The organism is Janibacter sp. RAF52 (assembly GCF_052114035.1).
GTDB classification, from domain to species: domain Bacteria; phylum Actinomycetota; class Actinomycetes; order Actinomycetales; family Dermatophilaceae; genus Janibacter; species Janibacter hoylei.
This window is the reverse complement of the sequence record NZ_JBFRDY010000001.1, coordinates 233820-254218: the sequence shown is the minus strand read 5'-3', so window position 1 is coordinate 254218 and position 20399 is coordinate 233820. Positions and strand designations below refer to the sequence as shown.

At 72.2% G+C, this 20399-nt stretch carries 20 protein-coding genes, 1 tRNA gene and 2 pseudogenes; 4 read left to right on the top strand and 19 right to left on the bottom strand.

The features are described from left to right. Positions 1 to 38 precede the first annotated feature (38 nt). A complete protein-coding gene (locus AB4Y78_RS01205; RefSeq protein WP_282069968.1) occupies positions 39 to 962 on the top strand; it encodes a LysR family transcriptional regulator in 924 nt (307 codons plus the stop codon). Positions 963 to 1001: 39 nt separating this feature from the next. Here the strand turns inward: AB4Y78_RS01205 and AB4Y78_RS01200 are convergent, their stop codons facing one another. From AB4Y78_RS01200 to AB4Y78_RS01180, 5 genes are all read right to left on the bottom strand, one after another. Next, complete coding sequence (locus AB4Y78_RS01200; RefSeq protein ID WP_441713774.1) at positions 1002 to 3476, bottom strand: ComEC/Rec2 family competence protein; 2475 nt, start codon at positions 3474 to 3476, stop codon at positions 1002 to 1004. Continuing rightward, a complete protein-coding gene (locus AB4Y78_RS01195) occupies positions 3473 to 4303 on the bottom strand; it encodes a helix-hairpin-helix domain-containing protein (protein ID WP_441713775.1) in 831 nt (276 codons plus the stop codon). Before AB4Y78_RS01195 ends, AB4Y78_RS01200 begins: the two co-directional genes overlap by 4 nt. Positions 4304 to 4422: 119 nt before the next feature. Beyond that, the gene (locus AB4Y78_RS01190; protein ID WP_441713776.1) at positions 4423 to 5277 is read right to left on the bottom strand and encodes a DegV family protein; all 855 of its coding nucleotides are present in this window, start codon (positions 5275 to 5277) and stop codon (positions 4423 to 4425) included. Between the two features lie 35 nt (positions 5278 to 5312). Further along, the gene (gene leuS, locus AB4Y78_RS01185; protein ID WP_441713777.1) at positions 5313 to 8207 is read right to left on the bottom strand and encodes a leucine--tRNA ligase; all 2895 of its coding nucleotides are present in this window, start codon (positions 8205 to 8207) and stop codon (positions 5313 to 5315) included. A gap of 39 nt (positions 8208 to 8246) precedes the next feature. Beyond that, positions 8247 to 8924 carry a SanA/YdcF family protein gene (locus AB4Y78_RS01180; RefSeq protein WP_282069959.1) on the bottom strand — a complete coding sequence of 226 codons (678 nt, stop codon included), beginning with the start codon at positions 8922 to 8924 and terminating at the stop codon, positions 8247 to 8249. Between the two features lie 29 nt (positions 8925 to 8953). Here AB4Y78_RS01180 and AB4Y78_RS01175 point away from each other — a divergent pair, with 29 nt between their 5' ends. Continuing rightward, entirely contained in the window at positions 8954 to 9799 is an 846-nt protein-coding gene (locus AB4Y78_RS01175; RefSeq protein WP_441713778.1) for an amidohydrolase family protein, read from the top strand. Positions 9800 to 9817: 18 nt separating this feature from the next. Here the strand turns inward: AB4Y78_RS01175 and AB4Y78_RS01170 are convergent, their stop codons facing one another. Together AB4Y78_RS01170 and AB4Y78_RS01165 are read right to left on the bottom strand one after the other, a co-directional pair. Beyond that, positions 9818 to 10249, bottom strand: a complete 432-nt coding sequence (locus AB4Y78_RS01170; RefSeq protein WP_007925411.1) for a hypothetical protein — start codon at positions 10247 to 10249, stop codon at positions 9818 to 9820. Continuing rightward, complete coding sequence (locus AB4Y78_RS01165) at positions 10246 to 10578, bottom strand: cupin domain-containing protein (protein WP_441713779.1); 333 nt, start codon at positions 10576 to 10578, stop codon at positions 10246 to 10248. Before AB4Y78_RS01165 ends, AB4Y78_RS01170 begins: the two co-directional genes overlap by 4 nt. Before the next feature lie 67 nt (positions 10579 to 10645). On the opposite strand from AB4Y78_RS01165, the gene AB4Y78_RS01160 reads away from it, so the two are divergent. Beyond that, positions 10646 to 10843 (top strand): hypothetical protein, encoded by a 198-nt coding sequence (locus tag AB4Y78_RS01160; protein WP_441713780.1) that lies wholly within the window; start codon positions 10646 to 10648, stop codon positions 10841 to 10843. A 3-nt stretch (positions 10844 to 10846) separates the two neighbouring features. Here the strand turns inward: AB4Y78_RS01160 and AB4Y78_RS01155 are convergent, their stop codons facing one another. The 8 genes and pseudogenes from AB4Y78_RS01155 to AB4Y78_RS01120 all read right to left on the bottom strand — a co-directional run. Further along, a complete protein-coding gene (locus AB4Y78_RS01155) occupies positions 10847 to 11395 on the bottom strand; it encodes a DUF488 domain-containing protein (protein WP_007925414.1) in 549 nt (182 codons plus the stop codon). 7 nt (positions 11396 to 11402) lie between these two features. Then, positions 11403 to 12234: pseudogene (locus tag AB4Y78_RS01150) on the bottom strand (benzoate/H(+) symporter BenE family transporter). Positions 12235 to 12296: 62 nt separating this feature from the next. Beyond that, positions 12297 to 12372 (bottom strand) — tRNA-Ala (locus AB4Y78_RS01145). Between the two features lie 80 nt (positions 12373 to 12452). After that, complete coding sequence (locus tag AB4Y78_RS01140; protein ID WP_441713781.1) at positions 12453 to 13127, bottom strand: histidine phosphatase family protein; 675 nt, start codon at positions 13125 to 13127, stop codon at positions 12453 to 12455. Further along, positions 13124 to 13525, bottom strand: coding sequence for a ribosome silencing factor (gene rsfS, locus AB4Y78_RS01135; RefSeq protein ID WP_441713782.1), 402 nt, complete (start codon positions 13523 to 13525; stop codon positions 13124 to 13126). Before rsfS ends, AB4Y78_RS01140 begins: the two co-directional genes overlap by 4 nt. Beyond that, entirely contained in the window at positions 13522 to 14097 is a 576-nt protein-coding gene (gene nadD / locus AB4Y78_RS01130) for a nicotinate-nucleotide adenylyltransferase (protein ID WP_259909008.1), read from the bottom strand. Before nadD ends, rsfS begins: the two co-directional genes overlap by 4 nt. A 14-nt stretch (positions 14098 to 14111) precedes the next feature. Next, a complete protein-coding gene (locus AB4Y78_RS01125; RefSeq protein WP_259909009.1) occupies positions 14112 to 14324 on the bottom strand; it encodes a hypothetical protein in 213 nt (70 codons plus the stop codon). 442 nt (positions 14325 to 14766) lie between these two features. After that, positions 14767 to 16065 (bottom strand): annotated as a pseudogene (locus AB4Y78_RS01120) (glutamate-5-semialdehyde dehydrogenase); the annotation flags it as partial. Positions 16066 to 16085: 20 nt separating this feature from the next. Between AB4Y78_RS01120 and pdxY the strand changes: the two are divergent. Then, positions 16086 to 16940 (top strand): pyridoxal kinase PdxY, encoded by an 855-nt coding sequence (pdxY, locus tag AB4Y78_RS01115; RefSeq protein WP_441713783.1) that lies wholly within the window; start codon positions 16086 to 16088, stop codon positions 16938 to 16940. Positions 16941 to 16980: 40 nt separating this feature from the next. Here the strand turns inward: pdxY and proB are convergent, their stop codons facing one another. The 4 genes from proB to rplU all read right to left on the bottom strand — a co-directional run bounded on the left by proB (position 16981) and on the right by rplU (position 20303). Beyond that, positions 16981 to 18099, bottom strand: coding sequence for a glutamate 5-kinase (gene proB, locus AB4Y78_RS01110; protein WP_282069942.1), 1119 nt, complete (start codon positions 18097 to 18099; stop codon positions 16981 to 16983). Further along, a complete protein-coding gene (obgE, locus tag AB4Y78_RS01105) occupies positions 18099 to 19607 on the bottom strand; it encodes a GTPase ObgE (protein ID WP_282069940.1) in 1509 nt (502 codons plus the stop codon). Before obgE ends, proB begins: the two co-directional genes overlap by 1 nt. A gap of 93 nt (positions 19608 to 19700) precedes the next feature. Then, positions 19701 to 19964 (bottom strand): 50S ribosomal protein L27, encoded by a 264-nt coding sequence (gene rpmA, locus AB4Y78_RS01100; RefSeq protein ID WP_040880683.1) that lies wholly within the window; start codon positions 19962 to 19964, stop codon positions 19701 to 19703. Between the two features lie 30 nt (positions 19965 to 19994). Next, positions 19995 to 20303: a 50S ribosomal protein L21 gene (gene rplU / locus AB4Y78_RS01095; RefSeq protein WP_007925089.1), complete on the bottom strand. Its 309-nt coding sequence runs from the start codon at positions 20301 to 20303 to the stop codon at positions 19995 to 19997. Between the last annotated feature and the right edge of the window lie 96 nt (positions 20304 to 20399).

The following is a 20399-nucleotide window of genomic DNA, read 5'->3' as shown; positions in this document are numbered from 1 at the left end:
TATGGGCGGCCGCTCCGGGCCGACCTACGATGGGCCTCATGATCGACGCCGCAGGGCTGCGCGTGATGCGGGCCATCGCCGAGGAGGGCAGCTTCACCGCTGCCGCGCTCGCGCTCGGGTACTCCCAGCCCGCCGTCTCCCAGATGGTCAAGCGTCTGGAGCAACGCACCGGGACCGTCCTCGTCGAAAAGGTCGGCCGCTCCGTGCGGCTCACCGAGGCCGGCGCCGTCCTCGCCCGCCACGCCGCGCCGGTGCTCGCCGCGCTCGACGCCGCCGAGGAAGAGGTCGCCGCGATCGCCGGTCTGCGCTCCGGACGGGTGCGCCTCATGGCCTTCCCGTCCTCGTCCGTGACCCTCGTCCCCCGGGCCCTCGCCGCCGTGCGAGCGGCGCACCCGGACCTGTCCGTGCAGTTCACCGAGGCCGAGCCGCCCGAGTCGCTTGCCGCCCTGCGTGCCGGCGAGGTCGATCTCGCGGTGGCCTTCAGCTACGACGGCAGCGACCTCGGTCGCGGGGAGGACCTCGAGGGCTTCGTCGTCCATCCGCTCCTCGACGAGGAGGTGCGCGTCGCGCTCCCCCGCGACCACCCGCTCGCCGCCAAGGAGACGGTCTCGATGACCGACCTGACGGACGAGGAGTGGATCGCCGGGTGCGCCCGCTGCCGCGGCCACCTGCTGACGATCGCCCACGATGCCGGCTTCGCCCCCAAGGTCGCCTTCGAGACCGAGGACTACGTCGCGGTCCAGGGCTTCGTCGCCGCCGGTCTCGGGGTGGCCCTCATCCCCGACCTCATCCGGGCAGCAACGTCCAACCCCGACGTGAGCATCCGCCCGCTCGACCCGCAGAGCCGCCGCCGCATCCACGTCGTGACGACCGACGACCTGCTCAAGGTGCCGGCCGTCGCCGCGACGCTCGAGGCCCTCACGGTCTCGGCCCAGGCGGTCGACGTCTCCGTCGTCAGCTGACCGAGGGCCATCCCGCGGACGGGGCGCGCGCGCCCGCCGTCATCGACGGCTCGTCACGACATCCCCGGCGTCGAGGACCGCGATGTCGCCGTGCTCGTCGGTGCGCGCGACGCGGGTGCCGTGGCGCGCAGCCCACTGCAGCGCGGTGGGGGTCGGGTGCCCGTAGGTGTTGTCCGCGCCGACGCTGATGACAGCGGTCGGCGCGACGACGGCGTCCATGAGGTCCTCGTCGAGGTTGCTCGACCCGTGGTGCGGCATCTTGACGACGTCGAGGTCGTCGGCCGCCGCGGCCATCGCCGGGTCGCGTCGCAGCGCGAGGAGGATCGCATGGCCCGCCTCGCGCTCGATGTCACCGAGGAGGAGAGCGCTCAGGCCACCCGACCCTTCGGTGTCGCCTGCCCCGTCGGTGTCACCCGGCCCGTCGGTCCCACCGACGCGCACGTGCAGCACGATGCTCGCGTTGTTGGCCGCCGAGCCCCCGGGCACGGCCCGGGCCGGCCACCACACCGACGCGGTGACGTCACCGATGACGAGACGGTCGCCGGCGACGAGCGGCTGGACGGGCGCACCGTGCTCGGCCGCGATCCGTCGCACCTGCCGCACAGCCCACGCGGGGTCCTCGACGGGGGTGACGAGCACCCGCCCGACCGGCCGGTCACCGATCGCGGCCTCGAGGTCCCCGACGTGGTCGTCGTGGAAGTGCGTGAGCACCACGGCGTCCAGCGTGCGCACCTGCAGGCGTCGCAGGCACCCGTCGATGCCACCGTCCTGCGGCCCGACGTCGACGAGGACGGCCCGTCCGGGCCCGGAGGCGAGGACGAGGCCGTCACCCTGCCCGACGTCGCAGGCGACGAGCTGCCACCCGTCGGGCGGCCACGTCCACACCCGCGTCGGCAGGGCACCGATCGCGAGCACGACGGCGAGGGCGATCGCGACGAGCGGACTCCCCCGGGCCCGCTGCACCAGCCAGGGCGCACTCAGCACGAGCACGGCGGTGACGACGGTGAGCAGCACCGCGCCCGGTGGCCCGTCGGGCCACGGCAGCGCTCCCCCGGGCACGTCGGCGGCCAACCGGGCCGTCCACGCGATCGCCAGGGCGAAGGGCGCGCCGCACCACCCGACGAGGCTCGCCAGGGAGGTGCTCACGACGGCGACGAGGGCGGCGCTGACCCCGAGGACCGTGGCCGGGGCGACGAAGGGAGCCGCCGCCAGGTTGGCGACGACGGCGATGAGGCTGACATCGCCCTGCAGGAGGACGACGACCGGCCCGCACACGAGCTGCGCGGCGACCGGGATGGCGACGGCGGGGCCGATCAGGTGCAGGCGTCTGGGCAGACGCGCGTTGATCGCATCCGACCACGGCCGCACCAGCAGCAGCAGCCCGAGCGTGGCGAGCGACGAGAGCACGAAGCCGTAGGAGCGCGCCAGCCAGGGGTCGTAGGCGAGGAGCGCCAGGACGGCGGTGCACAGGGCAGGTGTGCCGGCTCCGCGCCGAGTGGTGCTCATGCCGAGGAGGCCGATCGCCCCCATCGTCGCGGCGCGGATGACGCTCGGCTCGGGTCGGGCGAGGACGACGAAGAAGGCCAGGCCCGCCCCCGCGAGCCAGGGCCGCCACCGTCGCGGCAGCCCACTCACCCGGGCGGCGCCGATGAGAGCGGCGAGGACGACGGCCACGTTGGACCCGCTCACCGCGGAGAGGTGGCTCATGCCGACGAGCAGCATGTCGTCGGTGAGGTCCTGCGGGGTCATGGAGGTGTCCCCGATGACGAGAGCCGGCAGCAGGCCCCGGGCGTCGGCGGGTAGCGGCTCCATCGCCTCGCGCATCCCCGCCCTCAGGTGCTCCGCCGCGGCCCGCACCGGCGAGCGTTCCCCCACCGGCTGCGGCGGCCCACGCGGGCTGAGCAGGGCCACCTCGGGGTCCTGCGGCTCCGCCGGCGCCAACCGCCCGGTGAGCTCGATGCGATCGTGCCACCCGACCTCGTCCCACGGCTGCTGCGCCCTGACGAAGACCGGTGCGCGGACCCGGGTCGTCACTCCTCGCGCGGTGACCGACTCCAGCCGCACCCGCAGCAGCACGCGGGGCGCGGCGGCGCTCCCTTCGTCACCGGAGGGCCGCCCGGCCCGCACGATCGGCTCGGTGAGCACGACCCCCTGGGCCCGGACCATCGCCCTCTCCGCGACGAGGTCGTCGATCGGGCCGACGTGGCGGGTGGCCTCGTGCGCCGCGGAGGCACCGAGCACGAGCACGCTGGCGACACAGGTCAGTCCGAGCACGGCCGGCCCGTCCCGGCGCCAGGAGGGTGCCGCGTGCCGCCCCCGGTAGCGCACTCCCCCGAGCCACAGCAGGCCGACGAGCCCGGCGGCCAGACCCGCCCCCACGACCCGGGTCGAGCACGGCCACGAGAGCGCCCAGGCTCCGAGCGCCCAGGCACTCAGGCAGGGCACGAGCAGACGCAGGTCGAGAGCCGGCGGGGGCCGCTGCGCGGTCTCGGGCTGCCCTGCCGCCCCACTCACACCGTGACCTTGGGAGAGAGCTGCGCGTAGATCTTGTCGCCGATGCCGCTCACCTCACCGAGCTCCTCGACCGCCGTGAAGCGTCCGTGCTCGGTGCGCCAGTCGAGGATCCGCTGGGCGAGCACCGGTCCCACGCCCGGCAGGGTCTCGAGCGTCGCCAGGTCGGCGGTGTTGAGGTCAACGAGGCCGCCCGTGCCCGGGGCTGCACCACCACCTGCCCCGGGTGCGGCCGCTGGAGCCCCCGACGCGTCGGGTGCTCCCGGGGCCGCCGTCACGGTCTCCCCCGGGCGGGGCACGACGACCTGCTCGCCGTCGACGAGTGGTCGCGCGAGGTTGACCCCCGTGAGGTCGGCGCGCGAGGTGGTGCCACCGGCCTCGTCGAGCGCTGCGCCCACACGCGAGCCCGCCGGCAGCGTCACCACACCCGGTCGCTCCACCTGCCCGACGACGTGCACGGTGACCTCCGCGCTCGACGGGCTCCCCACCCCTGACACGGCACCTGGGGAGGTGGCGCCACCCGAGGCGAAGGGAGAGCCGCCGGCCGAGGCCCCCGACGTCTCGCCCTCCGCTCCGACGTCCCCGGTCCCCGACGTCGCCGCCGGCTGCGGAGCCACGGCCTGCGGCTGTGCGTCGCCCCGCGCCAGCAGATATCGACCGCCGAGCATCGCCACGGCGAGCGCGACGACGAGGGCCACCCCGAGCACCGCCTGACGCCCCACGACGTAGCGCCCCGTCGCGAGGGTTGGTGGCAGCTCGAGCGGTCGACGTGGCCGGTCCTCCTCGAGGATCTCGGCCACCCGGGCGGAGGGTTCACTGGCACGACTCATGCCTGCGACGCTAGGCAGGTCGGGCCGTGCCGACCCGGGTCAGTGCGACGGTGTGGACGAGCGCCCGACCCAGCCCGGACCTGTGCACCAGCGGGCCCGCCCCGCTCTGCTCAGTCGGCTCAGTCGCGGCAGCGGGGCACGACGGCGACGCCGATGGTCCCCAGACCCACGTGGGCGGCCACGACGGCGCTGAGCGTCGTCGTCTCGACGTGACCGTCGACGGTGGCTGCCAGCGCACTCCCCAGTGCGGCGGCCCGCTCGTCGCCGTCGATGTGCTGGACCGCGACCTCGACCCCGTCGGCCCAGTCCGGCAGGTCGCGACAGGCCTCCTCGGTCAGCGCCTGCAGCCGGGCGATCGCACGGCCGGCGGTGCGCACCCGCTCGAGGGGCTCGACCTGCCCGTCGACGACGTGGAGCACCGGCTTGACCGCCAGCGCCGACCCGAGCAGCGCCTGGGCGCCCCCGATCCGGCCACCACGACGCAGCCGGTCGAGGCTGTGCACGAGCAGGCGCACCGACGAGGCGCCGACCCGTCGCTCCAGCCGCTCGACGATCTCCGCCACGTCACGGCCAGCGGCCGCATCGCGGCTCGCCGAGATCGCGGCCAGCCCCACCGCCATGCCGATGGTGCGCGAGTCGACGACGTGGACCGGCACCGGGGACTCCAGCGCCGCCGAGCTGGCCGAGTCGACGGTCCCCGACAGGGAGGAGCTCAGGTGCACCGAGACGATCGCGTCAGCTCCCCCCTTCGCCGCTTGCTCGTAGGCCCGCAGGAAGGTGAGGGGCGAGGGACGTGAGGTGCTGATGTCGGCCTTGCGCCGCAGCCCGTCGACGACCCAGTCGATGTCGGCATCGTCCTCGGCGCGGTCGCGGCCGTTGACGACCACGCGCAGGGGCACGGCGGTGATCCCGTGCTCGCTGCGCAGCTGCGGGCTCAGCGAGGTGGTCGAGTCGGTGACGACGGCGGTGCTCACCCGCCGAGGGTAGCGTCGCTCACCTGCGCGAACCCTCAGGCCGGGACGACGTTGACGAGCTTGGGCGCCCGGACGATGACCGTGCGGATGCCGCCCTCGGTCGCCGCCTTGATCTTGTCTCGGCCCAGGGCCAGCTCGCGCAGCTCGTCCTCACCGATGTCGCTCGGCACCTCGACGCGGTCGCGGACCTTGCCCTTGATCTGGATGACGCAGGTGACGCTCGCCTCGACCATCTTGCTCTCGTCGGCGACGGGGAAGGGCTCGGCGCTCAGCGAGTGCTCGTGACCCAGCCGCGACCACAGCTCCTCGGCGAGGTGCGGCGCGATGGGCGCCACCATGAGCACGAGCGGCTCGACGGCGGCACGCGGCACCTCCCCCAGCTTGGTCAGCGCATTGTTGAGCTCAATCAACCGCGCGATGGCGGTGTTGAAGCCCAGCGACGCGTAGTCGGCGCCGACCGCCGCGATCGTCTGGTGGAGCAGTCGCTCGGTCTGCGCGTCGAGCGCACCGTCGGTGACGCGGACCTCGCCGGTCTCCTCGTCGACGACATTGCGCCACAGCCGCTGCAGGAAGCGCTGGCTGCCGACGACGGCCCGGGTCTCCCACGGCTTCGACTGCTCGAGCGGGCCGAGCGACATCTCGTAGACGCGGAAGGTGTCGGCACCATACTGCTCGTACATCTCGTCCGGACTCACCGCGTTTTTCAGCGACTTGCCGATCTTGCCGTACTCCTGGGTGACCGGCTGGCCCTGCCAGGTGAATCCCGTCGGCGCGCTCGCGTCCTCGACGACCTCGGCCGCCGGCACCGGCTGCCCGCGGTCGTCGCGGTAGGCGTGCGCCTGGATGTAGCCCTGCGAGAAGTACCGGCGGAAGGGCTCCTCGCTGCTCACGTGACCGAGATCGAAGAGGATTTTGTGCCAGAAGCGGGCGTAGAGCAGGTGCAGCACCGCGTGCTCGACCCCGCCGATGTACAGGTCGACGCCACCCGGGTCGCGGGTGCCGGCCGGCGCGCCGGGCACCGGCGTCTCGCGCGGCCCGACCCAGTAGGCCTCGTTGGCCGGGTCGACGAGCGCCTCGTCGTTGGCCGGGTCGAGGTAGCGCAGGTAGTACCAGCAGGAGCCGGCCCAGTTGGGCATCGTGTTGGTCTCACGGCGGTAGCGACGCGGGCCGTCGCCGAGGTCGAGCTCGACCTCCACCCACTCCGTGGCCCGACCCAGGGGCGGCTCGGGCTGGCTGCTCGCGTCGTCCGGGTCGAAGGTCCGCGGGCTGTAGTCGTCGACCTCGGGCAGCTCGACGGGCAGCATCGACTCGGGGACGGCGTGCGCGACGCCGTCGTCGTCGAAGACGATCGGGAAGGGCTCGCCCCAGTAGCGCTGACGGGAGAAGAGCCAGTCGCGCAGCTTGTAGTTGACGGTGCCGCGACCGACTCCGTGCTCCTCGAGCCAGGTGGTGATCGCGGCCTTGCCCTCGGCGACGGTCAGACCATCGAGCGAGATGGAGTCGCTCACGGAGTTGATGATCTCGCCGTCGCCGCTCCAGGCACCCTCGTGCCCCTCGGGGGCGGCCACGGTCGGGATGATGTCGAGACCGAAGGCGGTCGCGTAGTCGAAGTCGCGCTGGTCACCCGACGGCACGGCCATGATCGCGCCGGTGCCGTACCCCATGAGGACGTAGTCGGCGACGAAGACGGGGATGCGGGCACCGCTCACCGGGTTGGTCGCCCACCCGCCGGTGAAGACGCCCGTCTTGTCCTTGGTCTCGATCTGCCGCTCGACGTCGCTCTTGCGCCGGGCCTCCTCGCGGTAGGCCGACACCGCGGCGAAGGGGGTGTCCGCCCCACCCGTCCACGCGTCCAGCGTGCCCTCGGGCCAGCCGCCCTCCGGCACGATCGTCTCGACGAGGGGGTGCTCCGGGGCGAGCACCATGAAGGTCGCGCCGAAGAGGGTGTCCGGGCGGGTCGTGAAGACCTCGATGGGGTGCTCGGCGCCGTCGGTGCCGGTCGCGGTGAAGGTCACCTGGGCGCCCTCGCTGCGGCCGATCCAGTTGCGCTGCATCGCCTTGACCTTGTCCGGCCACTCGACCCGGTCGAGGTCGTCGGCGAGGCGGTCGGCGTAGGCGGTGATCCGCATCATCCACTGGCGCAGGTTGGTGCGGAAGACGGGGAAGTTGCCCCGCTCGGACCGGCCGTCGGAGGTGACCTCCTCGTTGGCCACGACCGAGCCCAGGCCCGGAGCCCAGTTGACCGGGGCCTCCGCCGAGTAGGCCAGGCGGTAGCCGTCGAGGACGTCGGACCGCTCCTTGGGCGACAGGTCGGCCCAGGCGCGGGTCTCCCCCTCCGGCAGGGGTCGCTCACCGGAGGCGAAGGACTCGACGAGCTCCGCGATGGGCCGGGCCCGGCCACGGCCCCCGTCGGGCCGCACGGCGTCCTCGTCGTACCAGGCGTTGAAGATCTGCAGGAAGATCCACTGCGTCCAGCGGTAGTAGTCCGGGTCGATCGTCGCGAAGGCGCGCCGGTCGTCGTGCCCCAGGCCGAGGCGACGCAGCTGGCGGCGCATCGTGTCCATGTTGGCCTCGGTGGTCACCCGCGGGTGCTGACCGGTCTGGACGGCGAACTGCTCGGCGGGCAGGCCGAAGGCGTCGTAGCCGAGGCAGTGCAGCACGTTCTTGCCGAGCATCCGCTGGTAGCGCGCGTAGACGTCGGTGGCGATGTAGCCCAGGGGGTGACCGACGTGCAGTCCCGCCCCCGAGGGGTAGGGGAACATGTCGAGGATCAGCTGGTGGCCCTCGTGCTGCTGCACCCGCTCCGGCTCGGCCCACGGACCGGCGGGGTTGGGGGCGCGGAAGGTGCCGAGCTCCTCCCAGCGGTCCTGCCAGCCGGTCTCGATCCGGCCGGCCATCTCCGCGGTGTAGCGGTAGGGCGTCTCGCTCATCTGTGGTGCTTCTCCCGGGGTTGACGATCGGGCTTCAGACTACTTGTCGTCCGTCCGGGCCTGCGCCAGCGCATCGGTGATGCCGGGCTCCACGTCCCCGAGGACGGGGTCGCGACGGCTGAGCACGTCGAGCGCCGCCTTGACGTTGGCGAGGTACTCGCGCTGCTCGCCCGCGCGGTAGGGGCCGGCGAAGCGGCGCGCGCTGTCGTCCCCCACCCCGACCGTGTCCAGGCCGATGGCGTTGCAGACCGCGACCGCGCGGGGCACGTGGTAGCTCTGCGAGACGATGATCGCGTCGGGGACCTCGAAGATCCGCTTGGCCCGCACGCAGGTGTCGTAGGTGTCGCGCCCGGCGAAGTCCATGACGACCCGGTCGGTCGGGACACCCGCCTCGACGAGGTGGTCGCGCATGGCGGTCGGCTCGTCGTAGGAGTGCGTCCGGTTGTCGCCGCTGACGAGGATCGCGTCGACGCTGCCCTGCTCGTACAACCGACGAGCGATGTCCAGCCGACCCTCGAGGAAGGGGGTGGGCCGGCCCTCATCGGTCAGCCCGGCACCGAGGACTATCGCCACCGAGCGGTCGGGTGCGTCGGCGAGCCCGTGGACCTGCCCCGACGCGCTGCGCGCGACCCAGACGTTGGGTGCCCCGACCGCGACAACGGCGAGCGCCACGACGCCCCCCAGGGCCCACCACCCGCGTCGTCCCCTCAGCTCCATGCCCGCAACCTAGTGCCTAGGGTGTGGCCATGAGCGCGCCCGATCTCCCGGAGATCATCGACATCCACACCCACTTCATGCCCCAGCGGGTGCTGGACAAGGTGTGGGCCTACTTCGACTCGGCCGGGCCCCTCATCGGGCGGGCGTGGCCGATCACCTACCGCGAGGACGAAGGGGGCCGCCTGGCTGCCCTGCGGGCGCTGGGTGTGCGCGCCTTCACCTCGCTGAACTACGCCCACCGCCCCGCGATGGCGCAGTGGCTCAACGACTGGTCGAGCGAGTTCGCGGCCAAGCACGACGACGTCCTGCACTCCGCGACCTTCTACCCCGAGCCCGGTGCCGCGGACTACACGGCGGCCGCGATCGAGGCGGGTGCGCGGATCTTCAAGGCGCACGTGCAGGTCGGTGACTATTCGCTGGCCGACCCGCTCCTGGACGACGTGTGGCCGGTGCTGGAGCGCAGCCGCACCCCGATCGTCATGCACGCGGGCAACGGCCCGGCACCCGGCCGCTTCACGGGGCCGGAGTCCGTCCGGGACCTGCTGCAGCGCCACCCGGGTCTCGTGCTCGTCATCGCCCACATGGGCATGCCCGACTACGGCGACTTCCTCGACATCTGCGCCGAGCACCCCGATGTGCACCTCGACACGACGATGGCCTTCACGGACTTCACCCAGGCCACGTCACCCTTCCCCCGCGAGCGCATGGACGACCTCGTCGCGCTCGGCGACCGGGTGCTCTTCGGCAGCGACTTCCCCAACATCCCCTACCCTTACGAGCACGCGGTGGACGCGGTCCGCCGGCTTGGCCTGGGCGAGGACTGGAAGCGCAAGGTGTTGCACGACAATGCTGCTCGGCTCTTCGGGATCCGCTGACGGTCTGCCGCGCGTCGCTCAGCTGCGCAGGTGGGACAGCACGATGCCGACGGGGATACTCACAGCGAGCACCAGCAGCATCGCGCGGTAGGCCAGCGCGGCCGCTGCCGGCACTCGTGCGACTCGTGCTCGCAGTGCGAGGACCAGGGCGACGACGAGCAGCACCGACCCGAGGTCGACGAGCAGCGGAGTCGTGACGAGGGTGCCGCCGATGACCAGGAGGCTGCCGAGGTTCCACCCGGCCACCTGCACCCAACCGACCCGGTCACTCGTGGCGTCGACCGCTCGCAACCGACCCATGACGTACTGGGCCACACCGACGACGAGTACGAGATAGGCCGCAGCCCAGCTCCCCTTCGCCCAGTCCATCGGCCCGGTGACGGCCGCGACGAGTCCACCGAGGACGACACCCAGCGCGCCGAGGGCGACGAGCGTGCGAGCAGGAGTCACGCCCCGGTGCCGACGCTCAGCAGCACGACGGCGTCCTCCAGTGCCAGCAGGTCGTGACGGGCTGGCGGGATGATGAGCAGCTCGCCCGCGCCGCCCTCCCAGGCCTCCTCCCCGGCGGTCAGCCGCACCCGACCCTGCAAGACCTGCAGCGTCGCCTCCCGCGGACTGTCGTGCTCGGCGAGGGCCTTGTCCTGCAGCAGGGCGATGAGCGTCTGGCGCAGCACGAAGTCATGGTGCCCGTGGACCGTCACGGCGCTGCGCCCCGCGGACCCCTCTCGCGCCTTGCCCAGGTGCTCCTGCGCCAGCTCGGTCAACGACAGCGATTCCATGACGACTCCTTCGACGGGGGGTGTGCCCTCCCATCGTGCACCCTCACGGAGCCGGTACGTTGCCGTCATGGGTCAACAACAGCGTGCGATCTCCTTCCTCCGTGTCCCCGAGGCCGCCGACCTGGAGCCGATGCGCGAGGCCGGTCTGGACGACCGCGAGATCCTGGAGGCGGTCCAGGTGATCGGGATGTTCAACATGACCAACCGCGTCTCGAGCGCTCTGGGCATGGTCCCCAACCACGAGTACCACTCGCAGGCCCGCTGAGCCTCACTCCTCGTCGAGGCTCACTCCTTCGTCGGCGGTGCCCGGGTAGGTCAGACGGGTGCCGTCGACGACGGCGAAGGAGGTCAGCGTGTGCTCCTTGGGCGCGCCGTCCCCGATGATGTCCAGGACGGTGACGCCCCGCACGAGCAGCGCGTCACCGACGAGCGAGCGGTGGCAGCGCCACGGCACTGCCTCGGCACACATGATGACCGGCGACTCCTCCTCGGCGATCTCCAGCAGCCGGGTCAGACCCCGCTCGAACTCCTCGGTGCCCATGTGGTCGGCGTAGCCCTGGAAGGATGCGTTGCGCCACTGCGTGTTGACCGAGTCCGGTCGGCGCTTGCGCAGTCCGCCCAGCTCCTTGACGTACGTGTAGCCGAGACCCGCCTGCGCCAGGGACGCCTCGAGCGCGTCGTGCCAGTACTGCGGGTTGTGCCGCGACTTGGGCACGGTGCGGATGTCCACGACACGCGTGATGCCGAGCCCGCGCAGCCGCGCGATGAACTCGTCGATGGGGCGGGTCGAGTGACCGATCGTGTGGACGGTGCTCACCCCCTCATCATGTACGCGCGCGGTGCGAGCGCAAGACACCCCTGACGACCAGGCCGGCGACGATGGCCCAGAAGGCGGCGCTGATGCCGGCGATGGCAATCCCCGAGGCGGCCATGACGAAGGTGGTAACAGCCGGGACGTGGTCCGCGGGCTCGGCGAGGGCTGCCCTGAGCGAGACCGCGAGCGTCCCCACGAGAGCCAGCCCGGCGACGGCCGGGACGACACCCTCGGGGCCAGGGAGACAAGGGTGGCGAAGGCCGCGGAGGCGATGCCGATCGGGACGAGGAGCACGCCAGAGGTCACGCTGGCGATCCAGCGACGCGAGGTGTCCTCCCCGGCCTCCGGACCGGCCGCGAGAGCAGCACTGATCGCCGCGAGGTTGATGCCGTGACCGCCCACGGGTTGGCGGCCATGCCGGTCACCGGACCGAGGCACAGCTGCAGCACGATGCCGGCGAGCATCGCCTGCGCCACAGAGGCCGGGATCCGGGTGATGAGCGCGCCGAGGGCGGGGACGAGCCCGGTGGCGACGACGAGCGCGCCGGTGACGACGAAGGCACCCACGGCGGCCGGCCACCCGCCGTCGACGGCACCGCTCGAGGCGAGCAGCGCGGCGCCCGGCGTGGACCAGGCGACGGTGATCGGCCGGCGGGTCGTCACGGACAGCACGATCGAGCCCAGCCCCATGAGGATCGTGACGGCCAGCAGCCCGCTGGAGGCCTGGGCGGGGGTGGCGCCGACGGCGGTCAGGCCCTGCAGGACGACGACGAAGGCGCTGGTGAAGCCGACGAGGGCCGTGACGACTCCGGCCGCGACCGGGCGGCTGCTCTCCTGCGGCATGCGCACACGCTAGACGGTGCGACGAAGGCCCGGACCTACCGGTCCGGGCCTTCGTGTACCACTGGTGGAGCTGAGGGGATTCGAACCCCTGACCCCCTCCATGCCATGGAGGTGCGCTACCAACTGCGCTACAGCCCCGAGTGGGTTCCCCGTGAAGGGGACTGCGGAAGCATACCCACATGCCCCCCTCCATCACCAAATCGGCGACGGCCCTGCGCTCACAGGCCTTCCGCGGAGGCATTCCACTGGGTGATCCGCCACCCTGCGCGGCCCTCCTCGAGGCTGGCCCAGTGGCAGTTGCCGAAGCCGCCGAGCACCCGCCAGGCGGTGCTCTGGTCCAGGCCGACGAGCTCGGCGACGAGCGAGCGCCCGGTGACGCCGTGGGTGGCGATGACGACGCACTCCCCCGGGTCCATCGACGCCAGGAGATCGTCGAGGGCCGCGCGGGTGCGCGCGCCGACGTCGGCGAGGGACTCGCCGTGGCCGCCGCGCTTGAAGTCCTCGCCGCTGATCAGCTTGTCGGCGTCCTGCGGGTACTGCGAGTACACCTGCGCGGCTGTGAGGCCCTGCCAGCCGCCCGCGTGGATCTCGCGCCACCGCTCGTCGGTGCTCACGGGGAGGCCACCGCTCGCGGCGGCGACCTCCTCTGCGGTGTCCCGGGCGCGCACGAGGTCGGAGGAGACCACTCGGGTGGGACGAAGGGAGGCGATCGCGGCCGCGGCGGCGCGCGCCTGCTCACGACCCAGGTCGGTCAGCTCGTGGTCGAGCTGGCCCTGCCAGATGCCCTTGAGGTTGGAGCCGGTCTGACCGTGCCGGAGCACGATGAGGCGACGGGGCTCCCCCTTCGACCCGCCGTCGGCCTCGGCGGACAGGCGTCGGGTCGTCTCGGTCACGCCCCGGACTCGTCCTGGCGCGAGCCCACGACCCCGAGGTCGAGGTGCGGGCAGTCGCGCCACAGGCGCTCGAGGTCGTAGAAGTCCTTTTCCTCGTCGTGCTGCGCGTGCACGACGATGTCACCGAAGTCGAGCAGGACCCAGCGGCCGGGGCCGTGGCCCTCGCGGCGCAGCGTCTTGATGCCGGCCTCCTCGCGCAGGGTGTCCTCGATCGCCTCGGACATCGCCTGGACCTGGCGCTCGTTGTCCGCGGAGACGACGAGGAAGATGTCGGTGAGGGGCATCTGACCGGACACGTCGAGCCCGGTGATGGTCGTCGCGAGCTTGTCGGCCGCCGCGCGTGCGGCGATGGTCGCGAGGTCGATGGCCTGCTGGGTTGCTGCCACGGTCTGGGTCACTCCCGGTCGTCGGTGTAGAGCTCGTACTTGTTGATGTACTGCACGACGCCGTCCGGCACGAGGTACCAGACCGGTTCGCCGTCGCTGACGCGCTGGCGGCAGTCGGTGGAGGAGATCGCCATGGCCGGCACCTCCTGGAGGGTCACCTTGTCCTCGGGCAGGCCCGACTCGCTCAGGGTGTACCCGGGGCGCGTGACGCCGATGAAGTGGGCGAGGTCCCACAGCTCGTCGACGTCCTTCCACGACAGGATCTGCGCGAGCGCGTCGGCGCCGGTGATGAAGAAGAGCTCGTCATCGGGGCGCAGCCGGTGCAGGTCGCGCAGCGTGTCGATGGTGTAGGTCGGCCCGTCACGCTCGACGTCGACCCGGCTCACGGTGAAGCTCGGGTTGGACGCCGTCGCGACGACCGTCATGAGGTAGCGGTGCTCGGCGGGGCTGACCTGCGTGTCCGCCTTCTGCCACGGCTCGCCGGTCGGCACGAAGACGACCTCGTCGAGACCGAAGCGGGAGGCGGCCTCGCTCGCAGCGACGAGGTGACCGTGGTGGATGGGGTCGAAGGTCCCACCCATCACGCCGAGCCGCTTGCTCAGTGGTGCTCCCCGGCGGCCGTCTCGTGGTCGTCGTGGGCCACGGTGTTGTGCGCGGCCGGGATCTTGGTCGCCGCCTGGCGGAAGGCGAAGAGGACGCCCAGCATCATCGCGAAGATCAGCAGCGCGAAGAGACCGTAGACGACGGGCGGGACCGGGAGCTCGGTGTGGTGCTCGGCCTCGGCGGCGAGGGAGGCAAGAGTGCTCAGCATGCGCCCCATGCTACCCGCCCGTTGTCCACCGGCTTCATCCACAGGCCTGTGTGCAGGTGCGAGGATGACGCCCGCTGCCTGTGGACACCGCTGTGGGTGATGTCCGCTCGGCGATGCGACCGCTCACCCGTTGCAGCGAGCACCGGAGTACGCGTAGAACAGTCCTCACACCGCGGCCGCATGACGGCCGTCCGGACCACAGGGATAACGACGCACGCACGACCCACGGCGCCACCGTGGTGTCACCGGCGACTCGGCGGCGTCGGCGCCTCCTGGTCCACGTGACCCCGCGACGACGCGCCTGCGTGCCCGTCGCCGCGCTGCCGTCGCCGCAGGGCCTCCGGGCCGTGTCACGGACAGCGGTCGAGGGCCCCCTCCCGACGGAGAGGGCCCTCGACCTGTCTCGTGGCGATGCCCTCCTCGGGCGGTGCCGCGCTCCGGCTCAGCGCCGGATCTGACCGTCCCCCTCGACGACCCACTTGGTCGTCGTCAACTCGGGCAGGGCCATCGGCCCGCGAGCGTGCAGCTTTTGCGTCGAGATGCCGATCTCCGCGCCGAAGCCGAACTCCCCGCCGTCGGTGAACCGCGTCGACGCGTTGACGAGCACGGCGGCCGCGTCGACCTCGGTGGTCCACCGGCGGGCCGCGGCGCGGTCCTCGGTGACGATCGCCTCGGTGTGGCCGCTCCCGTGCCGGCGCACGTGCTCCATGGCGGCGTCGACGTCGTCGACGACCGCGACCGACATCTCCAGGGCGAGGTACTCGCAGTCGAAGTCCTCGTCCGTGGCCGGCTCCACCTGCACGCCCTCGGGGGCGGCCGCGCGGGTCGCCTCGTCACCGTGCAGGACGACGCCCGCCTCGGCGAGCGCCCGCAGCACCTCGGGCAGGAAGTCCGCGGCGAGGTCGCGGTGGACGAGGAGCGACTCCGCGGCATTGCACACGCTCGGCCGGTGGGTCTTGGCGTTGAGCGCGATGGCCAGGGCCTTGCCCCGGTCGGCGGCCACGTCGACGTAGACGTGGCAGTTGCCCACGCCGGTCTCGATGACGGGCACCGTCGACTCGAGCACCACGGCCTGGATGAGGGAAGCTCCTCCCCGCGGGATGAGCAGGTCGACGAGACCGCGGGCGGTCATGAGGGCCTGGACCGCGTCGTGGCCGCCCTCGAGTAGCTGCACGGCGTCCTCCGGCAGCCCGTGCTGGCGAAGGGCGGACCGCAGCGCCCCCACGAGCGCCCGGTTGGTGCTCGCGGCGGCCGAGCCGCCGCGCAGGATCATCGCGTTGCCGGACTTCAGCCCGAGCCCCGCCGCGTCGACGGTGACATTGGGGCGGGCCTCGTAGATCATCCCGACGACGCCCATCGGCACCCGCACCTGCCGGATCTGCAGGCCGTTGGCCAGGGTCGAGCCGCGCACGACCTCCCCGACCGGGTCGGGCAGCGCGGCGAGGTCGCGCAGCGCCTGCGCCACCGCGGCGACCCGGTCCGCGTCGAGCGCCAGCCGGTCGAGCAGACCGGCGGCCATGCCCCCTTCGCGCCCGCGCCGCAGGTCCTCCGCATTGGCGGCGACGACCTCGTCGGTCGCGGCGGCGACCGCATCGGCCAGGGCGAGCAGCGCCGCGTCCTTCTCCGCCCGCGTCAGCAGGGCCAGGCGCCGCGAGGCGACCCGCGCACGCTCGGCCAGGTCACGCACCACGGCGGTGGGCTCGAGGGTCAGGGTGTCGGTCATGCGCACAGGGTACGGGCGGGCAGTGCGATGATGCTGAGGTGACCACGATCCTGTCCATCCAGTCCCACGTCGCCTACGGACACGTCGGCAACTCCGCGTCCGTCTTCCCCATGCAGCGCCTCGGTGTGGAGGTGTGGCCGGTGCACACGGTCAACTTCTCCAACCACACCGGCTACGGCGCGTGGCGCGGCCCGCTCATGGACCCGGCCGACGTCGCCGACGTCGTCACGGGCATCGGCGAGCGCGAGGCCTTCGCCGAGATCGACGCGGTCCTCTCGGGCTACCAGGGTGGTGAGGGCATCGGCGCGACGATCCTCGACGCCGTCGCCGCGGTCAAGGCGGTCAACCCGGCCGCGATCTACGCCTGCGACCCGGTGATGGGCAATGCCAAGTCCGGCTGCTTCGTCCACGAGTCGATCCCCGTGCTGCTGCGGGAAAAGGTCGTCCCGCAGGCCGACCTCATCACGCCCAACCAGTTCGAGCTCGGCTTCCTCACCGACACCGAGCCGCAGACGCTCGAGGAGACGCTCGCCTCGGTCGACGCCGCCCGCGAGATCGGGCCGAGCACCGTGCTCGTCACCTCGGTCCTGCGCCCCGACCGTCCCGAGGGGACGATCGAGATGCTCGCCTGCCACGACGACGAGGCGTGGATCGTGCGCACCCCGCACCTGCCGCTCAAGGCCAACGGCTCGGGCGACGTGACCGCCGCGCTCTTCACGAGCCACTGGCTGCGCACGCAGTCGCTGCAGGAGTCGCTGGGACGCACCGCCTCGTCCGTCTTCGACCTGCTGCAGCTCACGCTCGACTCGGGTCGGCGTGAGCTGCAGCTGGTCCAGGCGCAGGAGGCCTACGCCCACCCGCGGATGCAGTTCGAGGTCACGCAGGTGCGCTGACACCGGGACGGGAGCACCGCAGGAGCGAATCGAGCCCGGCTCAGAGCAGGGCGAGGTGGTCCCGGTGGATGACCTCACGCTCGTACTGCGGCCCGATCTCGGCCGCAAGCTCCTTGGTGCTGCGCCCCATGAGGTGCGGCAGCTCGCCGGAGGTGTAGTTGACGAGCCCGCGGGCGATGACCGCGCCGTCGGGCCCGACGACGTCGACGGGATCGCCGTCGACGAAGGAGCCGGTCACCCCGGTGATGCCAGCCGGCAGGAGCGAGCGGCCACGATCGCGAAGGGCGGTGACCGCACCTTCGTCGATCTGCACCGACCCGCGCGGGGTCGTCGCGTGGGCCAGCCAGAGCGCGCGCGACCCGCGCCTGCGCCGCTGGGGGTGGAAGACGGTGCCGACGTCCTCGCCGGCGAGGGCTCCGGCGATCTGGTCGGCCGAGGTGAGCACGGTGGGGATCCCGGCGGCGCCCGCGATGGTCGCCGCCTCGACCTTCGTCGTCATGCCGCCGGAGCCGACCGCCGACCCGGTGCCGCCGATGGAGATCGCCTCGAGCTCGGCGGGCTCGGTGACGACCGCCACCCGCTCGGCGCCGGGGGTACCGGGCTTGGCGGTGTAGAGGGCATCGACGTCGGTGAGCAGGACGAGCCCGTCGGCGCCGACGAGCTGGGCCACGAGCGCGGCGAGCCGGTCGTTGTCGCCGAAGCGGACCTCGTGGGTGGCCACGGTGTCGTTTTCGTTGACGATCGGCACGACCCCGAGGTCGAGGAGGGAGTCGAAGGTGCGCTTGGCATTGGTGTAGCTGGTGCGTCGGGTGACGTCGTCGACGGTGAGCAGGACGAGCCCGATGGTGTGGCCGTGCCGACCGAAGGCCCGGTCGTAGGCCGACAGCAGCACGCCCTGGCCGACGCTCGCCGCGGCCTGCTGGCGCGCGAGGTCGCTCGGACGCGTGCTCATGCCGAGCGGGCCGATGCCGGCCGCAATGGCGCCCGAGGAGACGAGGACGATCTCGGTGCCCTCGCTGCGCCGACCGGACAGCGCGTTGACGAGCGCGGTGAGGCGGGCGATGTCGAGCTCTCCCCCGGCCGCGCTGGTCAGCGACGACGAGCCGACCTTGACGACGATGCGCCGGGCACGCGAGATGGCCCGTCGTGCATCGGCCATCAGTCGTCCTCGGTCCAGTGCCCGGCCTGGCGCTCGGTCCACAGCCCCTCGCGGGCCGCGGTCTGGGCGTCCTTGCGGGCGTGGAACTCCTCGCGGCGCTCCTTGGTCGTGCGCCGCGTGTTGTCCTCGAAGCGCAGGTCCTGACCGCGGTGGCCGAGGAGCTCGGCGCCGCCGACGAGGGTCGGCTCCCAGTCGAAGACGACCGCATTGTCCTCCGGGCCGATGAGCACCGTGGAGCCCGCGACCGCGCCGGCCTTGGTCAGCTCCTCCTCGACACCCGCCCGATTGAGCCGGTCGGCGAGGTAGCCGACGGCCTCGTCGTTGGCGAAGTCGGTCTGGAAGACCCACCGGGTGATCTTGTCGCCGAGGACGTGGAAGACCTCGCCGTCGGACGTCACCTCGCGACGCACGACGAAGCCGGCGTCGTCGACCGCCTTGGGGCGCAGGACGACCCGCTGCGGCGCGATCTCGACCTCCGTCTCGGCACGCGCAGCCTGGACGTGGCGGGCCATCGCAAAGGTCAGCTCCTTGAGCCCGGTGTGCGCGACGGCGGAGACGACGAAGACCTCCAGGCCGCGCTCCTCGAGGTCGGCCTTGACCATCTCGGCGAGGTCGAGGGCGTCGGGCACGTCGGCCTTGTTGAGCACGACGATGCGGGTGCGCTCCGACAGCGGCTTGCCACCGAGGGTGTCGTCGGCGACGTAGGCGGCCAGCTCGGCCTCGATGACGTCGAGGTCGGTCATCGGGTCACGGCCCGGCTCGAGCGTGGCGCAGTCGATGACGTGGACGAGCACGGAGCAGCGCTCGACGTGCCGGAGGAACTCCAGGCCGAGCCCACGCCCTTCGCTGGCACCGGGGATGAGGCCGGGCACGTCGGCGACGGTGTAGCGCATGTCGCCGGCGGTGACGACGCCGAGGTTGGGCACGAGCGTCGTGAAGGGGTAGTCGGCGATCTTGGGCCGGGCCGCGGAGAGCACGGAGACGAGCGAGGACTTGCCAGCACTCGGGAAGCCGATGAGGGCGACGTCGGCAAGCGACTTCAGCTCCAGGACGATGTCCCGGCTCTCCCCCGGCTCGCCGAGCAGCGCGAAGCCGGGCGCCTTGCGACGCTGGCTCGACAGGGCCTTGTTGCCCAGGCCACCGCGCCCGCCCTGGGCCGCGACGAAGGTCGCACCGGGTGCGACGAGGTCGGCGAGCACGTCGCCCGAGGCATCGGTGATCACCGTGCCGGCGGGCACGGGCAGGACGAGGTCGTCGCCGTTGGCGCCGTTCTTCTCGTCGCCGGCGCCGGGGGCACCGTTGGTCGCCCGGCGGTGCGGGCTGCGGTGGTAGTCGAGGAGGGTCGTGACCTGCGGGTCGACGACGAGGACGACGTCACCGCCGTGGCCACCGTTGCCGCCGTCCGGGCCGCCGAGCGGCTTGAACTTCTCGCGGTGCACGGAGGCGACGCCGTGACCACCCTTGCCGGCCTCGACGTGCAGGGTGACGCGATCGACGAAGGTCGTCACGACCTCACCTCTCCTTGGTGTGTGGGGTGGAGCGGGTACGACGAAGGGGGCAGGTCAGCGGACCCGCCCCCTTCGCACACGCATGGTGTCGCGTCAGCTGGCGGAGTCCACCGGCAGGACGCTCACGGTCTTGCGGCCGCGCTTGGAGCCGAAGGTGACGGCGCCGTCCGCGAGGGCGAACAGCGTGTCGTCGCCACCGCGGCCGACGTTGTCGCCCGGGTGGAAGTGGGTGCCGCGCTGGCGGACGATGATCTGACCGGTGCCGACGAGCTCGCCGCCGTACCGCTTGACACCCAGGCGCTGGGCATTGGAGTCGCGTCCGTTCTTGGACGAGGACACACCCTTCTTGGAAGACATGTCAGTAGGTTCCTAACTGTTGAAGGAGGCTCAGGCCTTGATGTCGGTGATCTTCAGCTGCGTGAGCGGCTGGCGGTGACCCTGGCGCTTGCGGTAGCCGGTCTTGTTCTTGTACTTCATGATCGTGATCTTGGGGCCCTTGGCGGCACCGACGACCTCGGCCGTGACGCTGGCCTTGGCCAGCTTGTCGGCGTCGCTGGTCACGGTGGACCCGTCGACGAGGAGGATCGGCTGCAGGTCGACGCTGTCGCCGGCCTCGCCCTTGATCGAGTTGATGAGGATGGTGTCGCCGACGGAGACCTTCTCCTGGCGGCCACCCGCGCGAACGATCGCGTACATCAGTGGAACTCACTTTCGCTTCAGGTGCACTCGCTCTGTCTGACCGGCCAACAGTCCTCATGCCGGGGCATGAAGCGTCCGCTCGGTGGGCGCACC